This window comes from Streptomyces sp. NPDC002851 (assembly GCF_053591935.1).
In genome coordinates this window covers 36,655-49,851 of record NZ_JBSFUT010000004.1, presented here as the reverse complement: position 1 = coordinate 49,851, position 13,197 = coordinate 36,655, and the positions used below count along the sequence as shown (strand labels likewise).

11 protein-coding genes and 1 pseudogene are annotated in these 13,197 nt (G+C 69.7%); 4 read left to right on the top strand and 8 right to left on the bottom strand.

Annotation, left to right across the window (positions count from 1 at the left end; all coding sequences use genetic code 11):
* Positions 1 to 43: 43 nt before the first annotated feature.
* The 6 genes from ACWD10_RS05570 to kdpF all read right to left on the bottom strand — a co-directional run bounded on the left by ACWD10_RS05570 (position 44) and on the right by kdpF (position 7,968).
* Positions 44 to 2,605: a DUF4118 domain-containing protein gene (locus tag ACWD10_RS05570; protein ID WP_451087321.1), complete on the bottom strand. Its 2,562-nt coding sequence runs from the start codon at positions 2,603 to 2,605 to the stop codon at positions 44 to 46.
* Positions 2,606 to 2,623: 18 nt separating this feature from the next.
* Positions 2,624 to 3,310, bottom strand: a complete 687-nt coding sequence (locus tag ACWD10_RS05565) for a response regulator (protein ID WP_451087319.1) — start codon at positions 3,308 to 3,310, stop codon at positions 2,624 to 2,626.
* 67 nt (positions 3,311 to 3,377) lie between these two features.
* Entirely contained in the window at positions 3,378 to 3,992 is a 615-nt protein-coding gene (gene kdpC, locus ACWD10_RS05560; RefSeq protein WP_451087317.1) for a potassium-transporting ATPase subunit KdpC, read from the bottom strand.
* A gap of 24 nt (positions 3,993 to 4,016) precedes the next feature.
* Positions 4,017 to 6,155 (bottom strand): potassium-transporting ATPase subunit KdpB, encoded by a 2,139-nt coding sequence (kdpB, locus tag ACWD10_RS05555; RefSeq protein ID WP_451087315.1) that lies wholly within the window; start codon positions 6,153 to 6,155, stop codon positions 4,017 to 4,019.
* A gap of 50 nt (positions 6,156 to 6,205) precedes the next feature.
* Positions 6,206 to 7,870, bottom strand: a complete 1,665-nt coding sequence (kdpA, locus tag ACWD10_RS05550) for a potassium-transporting ATPase subunit KdpA (protein WP_451087313.1) — start codon at positions 7,868 to 7,870, stop codon at positions 6,206 to 6,208.
* 8 nt (positions 7,871 to 7,878) lie between these two features.
* Positions 7,879 to 7,968, bottom strand: coding sequence for a K(+)-transporting ATPase subunit F (gene kdpF / locus ACWD10_RS05545; protein WP_360623224.1), 90 nt, complete (start codon positions 7,966 to 7,968; stop codon positions 7,879 to 7,881).
* Between the two features lie 398 nt (positions 7,969 to 8,366).
* Between kdpF and dhaK the strand changes: the two genes are divergently transcribed.
* The 3 genes from dhaK (at position 8,367) to ACWD10_RS05530 (ending at position 10,458) form a co-directional block, all read left to right on the top strand.
* Complete coding sequence (dhaK, locus tag ACWD10_RS05540) at positions 8,367 to 9,359, top strand: dihydroxyacetone kinase subunit DhaK (protein WP_451087311.1); 993 nt, start codon at positions 8,367 to 8,369, stop codon at positions 9,357 to 9,359.
* Positions 9,360 to 9,436: 77 nt separating this feature from the next.
* Positions 9,437 to 10,051: a dihydroxyacetone kinase subunit DhaL gene (gene dhaL / locus ACWD10_RS05535; protein WP_451087309.1), complete on the top strand. Its 615-nt coding sequence runs from the start codon at positions 9,437 to 9,439 to the stop codon at positions 10,049 to 10,051.
* Positions 10,048 to 10,458, top strand: a complete 411-nt coding sequence (locus ACWD10_RS05530) for a PTS-dependent dihydroxyacetone kinase phosphotransferase subunit DhaM (RefSeq protein ID WP_451087307.1) — start codon at positions 10,048 to 10,050, stop codon at positions 10,456 to 10,458. Before dhaL ends, ACWD10_RS05530 begins: the two co-directional genes overlap by 4 nt.
* Before the next feature lie 92 nt (positions 10,459 to 10,550).
* Here the strand turns inward: ACWD10_RS05530 and ACWD10_RS05525 are convergent.
* A pseudogene (locus tag ACWD10_RS05525) lies at positions 10,551 to 11,324 on the bottom strand (hypothetical protein); the annotation flags it as partial.
* 241 nt (positions 11,325 to 11,565) lie between these two features.
* On the opposite strand from ACWD10_RS05525, the gene ACWD10_RS05520 reads away from it, so the two are divergent.
* Positions 11,566 to 11,991, top strand: coding sequence for a MarR family winged helix-turn-helix transcriptional regulator (locus tag ACWD10_RS05520; protein WP_451087305.1), 426 nt, complete (start codon positions 11,566 to 11,568; stop codon positions 11,989 to 11,991).
* Here ACWD10_RS05520 and ACWD10_RS05515 read toward each other — a convergent pair.
* A complete protein-coding gene (locus ACWD10_RS05515; protein ID WP_451087303.1) occupies positions 11,970 to 13,148 on the bottom strand; it encodes a 4-hydroxybenzoate 3-monooxygenase in 1,179 nt (392 codons plus the stop codon). The two genes, ACWD10_RS05520 and ACWD10_RS05515, sit on opposite strands and share 22 nt — an antisense overlap.
* Positions 13,149 to 13,197 lie beyond the last annotated feature (49 nt).

The window sequence follows — 13,197 nt, the reverse complement described above, 5'->3', positions numbered from 1 at the left end:
TGGCACCGGAGGAAACACGCGTCAATACCTCGGCCGGACTCCCTTACGCGGTGACCCCGCTGGGCAGGCCGGGACGGGCCAAGGGCTGGTCGGCTGCCGTCTTGAGGGTGAGGATCATGGTGAGGCCGCCGCCGGGCGTGTCCTCGGCGTCGAGGGTTCCGCCCATGGACTCGGTGAAGCCGCGGGCGACCGCGAGACCGAGCCCGACGCCCGCCCCGCGCGGAGCGTCGCCGTACCGCTGGAAGGGCGCGAAGATACGGTCCTTCGCCTCGTCCGGGACGCCGGGGCCGCGGTCCACGACGCGCACCTCGACGCGATCGGCGAGGGCGCTGGCCGCCACCAGGACCTTGGTTCCGTCCGGGCTGTACTTGACGGCGTTCTCCACGATGTTGGCGACGGCCCGCTCCAACAGCCCCTTGTCGACCTCGACCATGGGCAGGGTTTCGGGGATGTCGAGTTCGACGCTGTCCTCCGGTACGCCGCCGAGCGCCATCGGCACCACTTCGTCGAGGTCGACCTTGCGCAGGAGCGGGGCGAGGGTGCCGGTCTGGAGGCGGGACATGTCGAGGAGGTTGCCGACGAGGTGGTCCAGGCGGTCGGCGCCGTCCTCGATGCCCTCGAGGAGTTCGGCCTGGTCGGCCTCGGACCACTCGACGTCCTCGGAGCGCAAGGACGTCACGGAAGCCTTGATACCGGCGAGCGGGGTGCGCAGGTCGTGGCTGACGGCGGCGAGCAGGGCGGTGCGGATGCGGTTGCCCTCGGCGAGGGCGCGGGCCTGGTTCGCCTGGTCCCGCAGCCGTTGGCGGTCCAGGACGACGGCGGCCTGAGCGGCGAAGGCACCGAGGACGCGGCGGTCCTCGGCGGGCAGGACGCGGCCGGACAGGGCGAGCACCATGTCGTCGTCGCTGCCGCCGACGGGCATCTCCACGTCGGCCTCGTCGGGGCGCCCGATGGGGCCGCCGTCCCCGACGGAACCGACGCAAGTCCAGGGCTCCTTGTCGTTCTCGCGCTCCAGGAGGGCGACGGAGTCCATGGCGAAGGTCTCGCGGACCCGTTCGAGGAGCGCGTCGACGGTGGTCCCGCCGCGCAGCACGCTGCCCGCGAGGATGGACAGGGTCTCCGACTCCGCGCGCAGGCGGGCCGCTTGATGGGTGCGGCGGGCCGCCAGGTCCACGACCGAGGCGACGGAGACGGCGACGGCGAAGAAGACCGCGATGGCGAGGATGTTCTTCGGCTCGTCGATCGTCAGGGTGTAACGGGGTTCGGTGAAGAACCAGTTGAGCAGGGCCGAGCCGACCGCCGCGGACGCCAGGGCGGGCCAGAGCCCGCCGAGCAGCGCGGCGCCGACGGTGAGCGTCAGATACAGCAGGACGTTGTTGGCGAGCCCGACGGGCAGTACGTCGTGCAGGAGCCAGGTGAGCGGCACCGGCCCGGCCACACCGGTGAGCCAGCCCCAGATGCTCCGGGCCAGGCCGAGCCGGGCGCCGCGGGCGACCGGCAGGCCGCGGCCCTTGCCCATCGCGCCGTGCGTGACGAGGTGAACGTCGAGGTCGGGCCCGGAGTCGCGGGCCACGGACGTTCCGACGCCGGGGCCGAAGACGTACTGCCACGGCTTGCGCCGGGAGACGCCGAGGACGATCTGGGTCGCGTTGACCCCACGGGCGAACTCGAGCAGGGACGCCGGTATGTCGTCGCCGATGACGTGGTGGAAGGTGCCGCCCAGGTCCTCCACGAGGGTGCGCTGGACGGCGAGTTCCTTCGGAGAGGCCGAGGTCAGGCCGTCGCTGCGGGCGACGTAGACGGCGATGACCTCACCGCCCGCGCCCTTCTCGGCGAGCCGGGCGGCCCGGCGGAGCAGGGTGCGCCCTTCCGGGCCGCCGGTGAGTCCGACGACGATGCGCTCGCGCGAGCCCCAGATCTTCGAGACGCGGTGCTCGGCGCGGTACTCCTGGAGATATGCGTCGACCCGGTCGGCGGTCCACAGCAGTGCCAACTCCCGCAGGGCGGTGAGGTTTCCGGGCCGGAAGTAGTTCGACAGGGCCGCGTCGACCTTGTCGGCCTGGTACACGTTCCCGTGCGCCATCCGGCGCCGCAGCGCCTGCGGGGACATGTCGACCAGCTCGATCTGGTCGGCGCGGCGCACCACCTCGTCCGGTACGGTCTCCCGCTGCCGTACGCCCGTTATCGACTCGACGACGTCGCCGAGGGACTCCAGGTGCTGGATGTTGACGGTCGAGATGACGTCGATCCCGGCGGCCAACAACTCCTCGACGTCCTGCCAGCGCTTGCCGTTGCGCGAGCCGGGCACATTGGTGTGCGCCAGCTCGTCCACCAGGGCGACGGCCGGGCGCCGGTCCAGTACGGCGTCCACGTCCATCTCGATGAAGACCGAGCCCCGGTACTCCAACTCCCGGCGCGCTACCTGTTCGAGTCCGTGCAGCATCACCTCGGTACGAGGTCTGTTGTGATGCTCCACGCACGCGACCACGCAGTCCGTGCCCCGCTCGACGCGACGGTGCGCCTCGGACAGCATGGCGTAGGTCTTGCCCACGCCCGGTGCCGCACCGAGATAGATACGCAATGTGCCGCGTGTGCTGCGTGCCATGCCTGCCCTGCCCTGCCCTCAGTCCTCGAAGCGATAGCCCATACCCGGCTCCGTGACCAGGTAGCGAGGGTGGGCCGGGTCGGCCTCGAGTTTCCGTCTCAACTGGGCCATGTAGACCCGGAGATAGTTCGTCTTCCTGCCATAGCTGGGGCCCCACACGGTCTCGAGGAGCTCCTTCTGGGAGACCAGGCGGCCCGGACGGGAGATCAGGATCTCAAGGAGATGCCACTCGGTGGGGGTGAGACGGACGTCATGTCCGTCCCGCCGCACCTTCTTGGCGACGAGATCCACCGTGAAGTCGTCCGTCGCCACCACCGCCATCTCCACGGATGCCGGCAGGGGTTCGTCCGTGCGCCGTACGGCGGCCCGCAGGCGGGCCAGGAGTTCGTCCATGCTGAACGGTTTGGTGATGTAGTCATCCGCACCGGCGTCCAGGGCGGCCACCTTCTCGTCCGAACCGCGGCGGGCCGAAAGCACCAGGATCGGCACTCTGCTCCAGGTCCGTACGCCCTTGATCACCTCGACCCCGTCGAGGTCGGGCAGGCCCAGGTCGAGAAGGATGACGTCGGGCTGCCGGGCCGCCGCGAGCCGCAGCGCCGTCGTTCCGTCGGGCGCGGCATCCACCCCGTACTTCCGCGCCTGCATATTGATCACTAACGCCCGCACGAGCTGCGGATCGTCTTCCACCACCAGCACCCGCGTCATTTGCTGTGGTGCCTTCCTGTCGTAAGCCTGCTGGAACGATCAGCTCTTCTTGGTCAGCGCTTCCTGGTCAGCTCTTCTTGGTCAGGTCCTGGAGCGCGATGTTGAGTTTCAGGACGTTGACGTGGGGTTCGCCGAGGAATCCGGCGGTGCGGCCCTCGGTGTGCGCCGCGACGAGCTCCCGTACCTCTGCCGTGGAGAGCTTGTTCTCCCTGGCGACCCGCTTCACCTGGATCTCGGCGTACGCGGGTGAGATGTGCGGGTCGATGGCGGAGGCGGAGCCGGTGACGGCGTCCTTGGGGACCTCGGACTGCGGGACGCCGTTGAAGGCGGCGACCTGCTTCTTGGCCGCCCTCACGGCCTTGACCAGGGTCGGGTCGGAGGCGCCCAGCTGGCTCGAGCCGGTGGCCAGCGGGTTGTAGCCGCTGTTGGAGGGTCGGCCCTGGAACCAGTGGGGGTCGGGCTCGTCGGTGCCCTTGATGTTCCAGGACTGGCCGATGAGCGCCGAGCCGACCTCTCTGCCGTCGGCCTTCACCATCGATCCGTTGGCCTTGTCGTGGAAGGCCGCCTGGGCGATGCCGGTGACGGCGAGCGGATAGAGGACGCCGGTGAGGACGGTCAGGACGAGCAGCGCGCGCAGCGCGGCCCACAGCAGGCGGACGGAGTGTGTCACGGAGTTGGTCATGGCGGTCGGCCACATGCCTTTCTGTTAACGCAGCCCGGGGATGAGGGAGAGGAGCATGTCGATGGCCTTGATGCCGATGAACGGGGCGATCAGCCCGCCGAGCCCGTAGATCCCGAGGTTGCGGCGGAGCATTCCGTCGGCGCTCATCGGCCGGTAGCGCACACCCTTCAGGGCGAGCGGCACCAGGGCGACGATGATCAGCGCGTTGAAGATGACGGCCGACAGGATCGCGGACCGGGGCGAGGCCAGGCCCATGATGTTGAGCTTGTCCAGGGACGGGTAGGCGACTGCGAACATCGCGGGGATGATCGCGAAGTACTTCGCCACGTCATTGGCGATGGAGAACGTGGTCAACGCGCCGCGGGTGATGAGGAGTTGCTTGCCGATCTCGACGATCTCGATCAGCTTCGTCGGGTTGGAGTCCAGGTCCACCATGTTCCCGGCCTCCTTGGCGGCCGAGGTCCCGGTATTCATCGCCACGCCCACATCCGCCTGCGCGAGCGCGGGCGCGTCGTTGGTGCCGTCACCCGTCATCGCGACGAGTTTCCCGCCCGCCTGCTCGCGCTTGATCAGCGCCATCTTGTCCTCGGGCGTGGCCTCCGCGAGGAAGTCGTCCACGCCCGCCTCCTCGGCGATGGCCTTGGCCGTCAGCGGGTTGTCCCCCGTGATCATGACGGTCTTGATGCCCATACGCCGCAGTTCCTCGAACCGCTCCCGCATACCGTCCTTGACCACATCCTTGAGATGGATCACGCCCAGGCCCCGGGCGCTGCTCTTCCCATTCGGGGCGGAGTCCTCCACCGCCACGAGCAGCGGCGTACCGCCCGCCTCCGAGATGGTGTCGGTCAGCTCCTGCGCCTCGTCGGAGACGCTGCCGCCGCGCTCCTCGACCCAGGCCACGACGGAGCCGGTGGCGCCCTTGCGGATCTTGCGGGCGATGCCGTTCTCGCTGACATCGACCCCCGACATGCGGGTCTGTGCGGTGAACTCGATCCACTCGGCGTGCGCCAACTCCCCCTGATGCCGCTCCCGCAGCCCGTACTTCTCCTTCGCCAGTACGACGACGGAGCGGCCTTCGGGCGTCTCGTCGGCCAGGGACGACAGCTGGGCGGCGTCGGCGAGTTCGGCGGCCGTCGTGCCGCGCACCGGGACGAACTCGGCGGCCTGCCGGTTGCCGAGGGTGATGGTGCCGGTCTTGTCGAGCAGCAGCGTGGACACATCGCCCGCCGCCTCGACCGCACGCCCGGACATGGCGAGCACATTGCGCTGCACCAGCCGGTCCATGCCCGCGATCCCGATGGCCGAGAGCAACGCCCCGATGGTCGTCGGGATCAGGCAGACGAGCAGTGCGGTGAGCACGATCAGGGACGTCTGCCCGTCGGCCCCCGCGTACACCGCGAACGGCTTCAGCGTGACCACGGCGAGCAGGAACACGATCGTCAGCGAGGCGAGCAGAATGTTCAGGGCGATCTCGTTCGGCGTCTTCTGCCGCGCCGCACCCTCGACCAGATTGATCATGCGGTCGATGAAGGTCTCACCCGGCTTGGTCGAGATCCGCACGACGATGCGGTCGGAGAGCACCTTCGTCCCGCCGGTGACGGCCGAACGGTCGCCGCCCGACTCCCGGATGACCGGGGCCGATTCACCCGTGATGGCCGACTCGTCGACGCTCGCGACGCCCTCGACGACGTCACCGTCCCCAGGGATGATGTCGCCCGCCTCGCAAACAACGAGGTCCCCGATCCTGAGCTGGGTGCCGGGCACCTGCTCCTCGGTCCTGCCGTCATTGGCCAGGCGTCGGGCGGTGGTGTCGGTCTTGGCCTTGCGCAATGTGTCGGCCTGCGCCTTGCCACGGCCCTCGGCCACCGCCTCGGCCAGGTTCGCGAAGATCACGGTGAGCCACAGCCAGGCAGCGATCACCCAGCCGAACCACTCCCCCGGGTCCTTGACCGCGAGCACCGTGGTGACGACGGAACCGGTCAACACCACGAACATCACGGGTGACTTGACCATGACCCGGGGGTTCAGCTTGCGCAGCGCGTCCGGCAGGGACTTCACCAGCTGCTTCGGGTCGAAGAGGCCCCCGCCGACCCGGCCGTCGCCGCTTTCGGGCTTGTGCCCGGTCGGCGCGTCCTGGTGCGGAGCCAGTGTCGGGGTGGACATCGCCCCTTGCTCCTTTGCGTCCTGAACTTCTGGTTGCGTTACGGGGGTGGTCATGCCGCAAGTCCTTCCGCGAGCGGGCCGAGGGCCAGGGCCGGGAAGAACGTCAGACCCGTGACGATCAGAATCACGCCCACCACAAGCCCGGTGAACAACGGCTTCTCCGTGCGCAATGTGCCCGCCGTGGCCGGGACCGGCCGCTGCTCAGCGAGGGATCCGGCGAGCGCGAGGACGAACACCATCGGCAGGAACCGGCCGAGCAGCATGCACAGCCCCAACACCGTGTTGTGATACGGGGTATCGGCCCCGAAGCCCGCGAATGCCGAGCCGTTGTTATTGGACGCCGAGGTATACGCGTACAAGACCTCGGAGAAGCCATGCGGGCCGACATTCGTCATCGACGATTGGCCCGTGCCCAGCGCTATCGCGAGAGCCGTGCCGATCAGCACAAGGGCCGGAGTGATCAGGATGTAGCAGGCGGCCAGCTTGATCTCTCGGGTACCGATCTTCTTGCCCAAGTACTCGGGTGTACGGCCCACCATCAGACCCGCGATGAACACCGCAATGATCGCCATGACCAGCATGCCGTAAAGACCCGAGCCGACACCGCCGGGCGCGATCTCGCCCAGCATCATCCCCACCATGAGAACGCCGCCGGACAGACCGCTGTACGAGTCGTGAAAGGAGTCGACCGAACCGGTCGACGTCATCGTCGTGGAGACCGCGAACAGCGACGAATTGCCCTCACCGAAACGCTGCTCCTTGCCTTCCATCGCACCACCCGCAAGCTGCGAAGCCGTGCCCGGATGGACGTACTCGATCCACGTCACCGCAACCACCGCGAGGAACCAGACGGTGGCCATCGCGCCGACGATCGCGTACCCCTGACGGACCGAACCGACCAGCTTGCCGAACGTCCGCGGCAGCGAGAACGGAATGACCAGGAGCAGGAATATCTCAAGGAGATTCGAGAAGCCGTTGGGATTCTCGAACGGATGCGCCGAGTTGGCGTTCGCGTAGCCGCCGCCGTTCGTGCCCAGGTCCTTGATGGCCTCCTGCGACGCCATCGCACCCGGGCTGATGGCCTGCCTGTCGCCGGTCAGCGTCGTGACGTGGTGGATGTCCCCGAAGTTCTGCACCGCACCCGCCGCGACCAGCAACACCGCCGCCACGACTGATATCGGAATCAGAATGCGTACGACACCCCGCACCAAGTCCGCCCAGAAATTACCCAGTTCACCGGAACGGGAACGGGCGAAGCCGCGGATCAACGCCACCGCCACCGCCATCCCCACCGCCGCGGAGACAAAGTTCTGCACCGCAAGGCCGCCGGTCTGAGTGACATGGCTCATCGCCGACTCACCCGAATACGACTGCCAGTTGGTGTTCGACACGAACGACGCGGCCGTATTGAACGCCTGATCCGGCGAGATCGGCTTGAAGCCCAGCGACAACGGCAGCCTGTCCTGCACCCGCTGCATCAGATACAGGAACAGGACACTGACCGCGGAGAAGGCGAGCACGCCCCGCAGATACGCGGGCCAGCGCATCTCCGCATCCGGATTCGCCCCCACACACCGGTACAGGAGCCTCTCGACCCTCAGGTGCTTCCTGGAGGAATAGACGGCGGCCATGTAGTCGCCAAGCGGCCGGTGCACCAGAGCGAGCGCGCCGACCAGCGCGACCACCACGAGCACGTCGGCAAGTACAGGACTCATAGTCGTGCTCAGAACCTCTCCGGCTTGACGAGGGCGAGAACGAGATAGCCCAGCAAGGCCACGGCCACGACGAGGCCGACGATGTTTTCGACGGTCACAGCTTTGCGACCCCCTTGGCGATGAGTGCCACCAGCGCGAACACCGCGACCGTGGTGACGACGAAGGCCAGATCGGCCATCGCGAGCTCCTGAATGAAGTACGGAGATGATCGGACTGTTAGAGGAAACAGCCCTTTCGGCCGATCGCACCCGTCGTTGACGACCCTCTTACGGCCGCATCGAGCGCCTTAGCGATTCCCTGACAGCAGTTCCCCGACGGCGATTCCCTGACGGCGATTCCCTGACAAGGGCCGGTCGCCCGGACGCCCGCCCCGGTACCGCTTCAGCCGCTGCACACACCACCGTCACGTCCAAGGTCATGACCTGGCGGCAGAGATCCGTTGATACTGAGGCCGTTACTCCGCCACCGAAGCACCTGCTCTTCCCCGGAGGTACCCATGAAGATGTTGATCAACGTGGCCGAGACGGTGGTCGCGGACGCCCTGCGCGGTATGGCCGCCGCTCATCCCGAGCTGACCGTCGACGTGGAGAACCGGGTGATCGTGCGCCGGGACGCACCCGTGGCCGACAAGGTGGCCCTGATCTCCGGTGGCGGGTCCGGGCACGAGCCGTTGCACGGCGGGTTCGTGGGGCCCGGGATGCTCTCCGCGGCCTGTCCCGGTGAGGTGTTCACGTCGCCCGTGCCGGACCAGATGGTGCGGGCCGCGGCCGCCGTGGACAGCGGCAAGGGTGTGCTGTTCGTGGTGAAGAACTACACCGGTGACGTGCTGAACTTCGACATGGCGGCCGAGCTCGCCGAGGACGAGGGCATCCAGGTCGCCAAGGTGCTCGTCAACGACGACGTGGCCGTCACCGACAGCCTCTACACGGCGGGGCGGCGCGGCACCGGCGCCACCCTCTTCGTCGAGAAGATCGCGGGTGCCGCGGCCGACGAGGGCATGCCGCTCGAGCGGGTCGAGGCGATCGCCCGGCGCGTCAACGAGTACTCCCGCAGCTTCGGCGTCGCCCTGGCCCCCTGCGCCACGCCCGCCAAGGGCGGCCCCACCTTCGACCTGCCCACGGGCCAGCTGGAGCTGGGCATCGGCATCCACGGCGAGCCGGGCCGCGAGCGGCGCCCCATGATGACCTCCCGGGAGATCGCCGACTTCGCCGTGGACGCCGTGGTCGAGGACCTGCGCCCGAAGGATCCGGTGCTGCTGCTCGTCAACGGCATGGGCGCGACGCCGCTCCTCGAGCTGTACGGCTTCCTCGCCGAGGTCGACCGCGCGCTCACGGAGCGGAACGTCGCCGTCGCCCGCGTCCTGGTCGGCAACTATGTGACCTCGCTCGATATGGCGGGCGCCTCGGTGACTCTGTGTCAGATCGATGAGGAGATCCTGCGCCTGTGGGACGCTCCGGTGCGGACGCCCGCCCTGCGCTGGGGCGTGTGAGCGCCCGGAGGAACAGCCTCCGGCCCCCCTCCCCGTCTCGCCACCACCCCGAACAGCACCACGAACCAGGAGGACCTGTGCTCGACGCCGACTTCTTCCGCCGCTGGATGACGACCGCAGCGGCGGCCGTCGACCGCGAGGCGGACCGCCTCACCGACCTCGACTCGGCGATCGGCGACGCCGACCACGGCACCAATATGCGCCGCGGCTTCGCGGCCGTGACCGAGGCGCTCCAGGGCGCGGACGCCGCCACGCCCGGAGCCGTACTGGTCCTGGCCGGGCGGCAGTTGATCTCCAAGGTGGGTGGCGCGTCCGGCCCGCTGTACGGCTCGCTCCTGCGCAGCACCGGCAAGGCGCTCGGTGACGCCACGGAGGTCAGCGAGGGCGACTTCGCCGCGGCCTTCCGGGCCGGTGTGGAGACGGTGGCCAAGCTGGGCGGTTCGGCGGTGGGCGACAAGACGATGCTGGACGCGCTGTTCCCCGCGGTCGACGCGCTCGGTGAGTCCTTCGGCGCCGCCCGCGCGGCCGCCGAGCAGGGGGCCGAGGCCACCATTCCGTTGCAGGCGCGCAAGGGCCGGGCCAGCTATCTGGGTGAACGCAGCATCGGCCATCAGGACCCGGGCGCGACCTCGTCGGCGCTGCTCGTGGCCGCACTCGCCGAGGCCGCCGGGGTCGCCGGGGACGCCCGATGAGCGCCGGGCAGCAGGTCGGCGTCGTGCTCGTCTCGCACAGCGCGACCGTCGCCCGGTCCGTTGCCGAACTGGCCCAGGGCCTCGCGGGCGGCATCGCGACGGCGCCGGTCGCGGCGGCGGGCGGCACCGAGGACGGCGGTCTGGGTACCAGCTCGGAGCTGATCGCCACGGCCGCTCAAGAGGTCGACCGGGGCGCGGGCGTGGCCGTCCTGGCCGACCTGGGCAGCGCGGTCCTGACGGTCAAGGCCATGCTCGCCGAGGGCGACGAACTCCCGGACGGCGCCCGCCTGGTGGACGCCCCGTTCGTGGAGGGCGCGGTAGCGGCGGTGGTGACGGCCTCCACCGGCGCCGACCTGGACGCGGTGGCCGCGGCGGCCACGGAGGCGTACGACTACCGCAAGGAGTAACGGGGCCGAAGAAGTAAACGACCGAAGGGGTACGGATCAGAGGAGTACTGAGTCAGGAGTGACGGGCTCGGGGGCCGTCGCGCGTCCGACTAGACGCCCCCCGCGCCGTTCCAGAACGCGTGCAGCGAGCCGAAGAAGGGGTGCTGCAGCTCGGGCCGGAAGATCCCGCCGGAGCTGGTGAAGTTGAGCATCACGAACAGGACCATCACGCCGAGCGTGGTCCACCGCTTCAGGAACGTGTGCAGGCCGGTGCCGATGAAGAGGATCCCGGCCGCGTACAGCCACGCGAGCGCCCAGACGCCCCACAGGCCCTGGTGTACGAGACGGAAGACCGGCCCCGCGAAGGCCGCGCCGACCACGCTGACCACGAACGACGTGCCGAGCACGAGCAGCCCCCGCATCCGCGGCGGCAGCGCCGAGCCCGCGGCGCCGAGTGCGGCCACCGAGGCGTAGGCACCGATGCTGAGCGCGACGAGCAGGAAGAAGATGCCCTGCCCGGTCGGGTCGTCGGAGTCCGTCGGCACGACGTCGGTCACCTTCAGGGGCGCGCCCTCGCGGTCGGCCACCGGCGTGAACACCTTCTGGACCGCGGAGGCGCTGGTGTCGGAGCCCGCGGAGGCGACGAGGAGTTCGGGCCGGTCGCCGCCGAGGACGTACGCGCCCGTGAGGTCCCGGGTCTTCAGGGCCTCGACGGCCGCGTCCCGGTCCGGCAGGGTACGGACGTCCAGGCCGTGGTCCGCCTTGTCGTGCAGGGTCTGCGCGAGCACCTGCGCCTGCGGGCCCGAGCCGACGACGGCGACCGGCATCTGGTGCGGCTCGGGGTGCGCGAAGGCGCCGAGGTAGGCGAGGCCCATGCCCACGCACATCAGGAGCGGCGTGAGCAGATGGATCAGGACATGCCGCAGCGCGCCCGGCGGCGCCGCCCCCAGGAGCCCGCCGCCGCGGGCGTCGCCCTTACGCGCCCCGCTCCGTCCGTGTGCCGCTGCACCCATGTCTCGACCGTTCACTTCCTGTGACTCCACTGCCGTACCGGCATCGACATTGGTTGCGTTTTACAATCTTCGCATTGCGTTGTACTCTACAACCAGTCGTCGAGAGGGCCAAACCATGCAGACCAGAGACGAATCCGTGGCCGTCATCCAGCGCGAGCTGACCGCCTTCGCCCGCCGCGCCCGGGCCGCCGCGGCCCGGATGCACCCGGAGCTCTCACTGGTCTCCTTCACGCTCCTGGCCCACCTGGAGGACCGGCGGGGCTGCCGCGCCACCGACCTCGCGGCGCACTACCTGCTCGACAAGTCGACGGTCAGCCGCCAGGTCGCGGGCCTGGAGCGGCTCGGGTACGTGGCGCGCGGCACCGACCCCGCCGACCACCGCATCCAGGTCCTGCACATCACCGAGGAGGGCGCGGCGGTGCTCCGGCACGCCGCCGAGAGCCGCCGACGGGGCTTCCACGAGCGCCTCGCGGAGTGGGACGAGGCCGACCTCGACCGCTTCGCGCGCTATCTGCTCCGCTACAACGGCAACCCCGTGTAGTTCTCGGCGAGTTCGGCCGCGGCGTGCGGCGCGGAGGCCACCCGGTCGAGCTGGGCGAGCTGAAGGCGGGAGTCGAAGCCGGAGCCGCCGGGGTCGAGGTGCAGGGTCGTCGTCATGAAGGCGGAGAAGTGCTCGGCCCGCCACACCCGGCGCAGGCAGGTGGCGGAGTACGCGTCGAGCAGCGCGGCCGAACCGGTCCGCTGCCGCTCGATCAGCGCACGGGCCAGCACGATCACGTCGGCGGCCGCGAGATTGAGGCCCTTCGCCCCGGTCGGCGGCACGATGTGCGCCGCGTCACCGGCCAGGAAGACCCGCCCGTACCGCATCGGCTCGGTCACCCAACTCCGCATCGGCAGCACGGACTTGGCGGTCACCGGGCCACGCTCCAGTTTGAACCCGGGGTCGGCGTCGAGGGCGAGCCGGGCGTCGAGCTCGTCCCAGATGCGTGCGTCCGGCCAGTCGGCGGGGTCGGTGCCGTTCGGCACCTGGAGATAGAGACGGCTCACCGTGGGCGAGCGCATGCTGGCGAGCGCGAAGCCGCGCGCCGAGTGGGCATAGATCAACTCCTCGTACGCGGGCGGCGCTTCGGCGAGTATCCCGAGCCAGGAGTACGGATAGGTCCTCTCGTACGACGTCCGGACCGCCTCCGGCACCGCGTCGCGGGCCACACCGTGGAACCCGTCGCAGCCCACGACGTAGTCACAGGTCAGGGTCTGCTCGCGGCCCTCGTGCGTGAAGCGCACGGTCGGGCGCTCCGCGTCCGCGCCCATGACCGCATGCACCTCGGCACCGAACAACAACGGGTCCCCGTCGGCGAGTTGGCGGGCGATGAGGTCCTTGACCACCTCGGTCTGGGCGTAGACCGTCACCCGCCGCCCGTCGGTGAGCGCGGGAAAGTCGAGGCGGTGCGCGCGGCGGTCGAAGCGCAGCTCGATGCCGTCGTGCGTCAGCCCCTCGCGGTCCATCCGCTCCCCCACCCCGGCGGCGCGCAACGCGTCGACGGTGCCCTGCTCCAGGATCCCGGCCCGCTGGCGCCGCTCGACGTACGCGCGGTCGCGGCACTCCAGGACGACGCTGTCGATCCCGGCGTTGTGCAGCAGCCGGGCGAGGAGCAGCCCCGCGGGCCCGCCGCCGATGATGCCGACCGTGGTGTGCATGGGAGTTCCTTCCGGTTCGCCGTGCTCCGCGCCGAGTTTCGGAGCACGG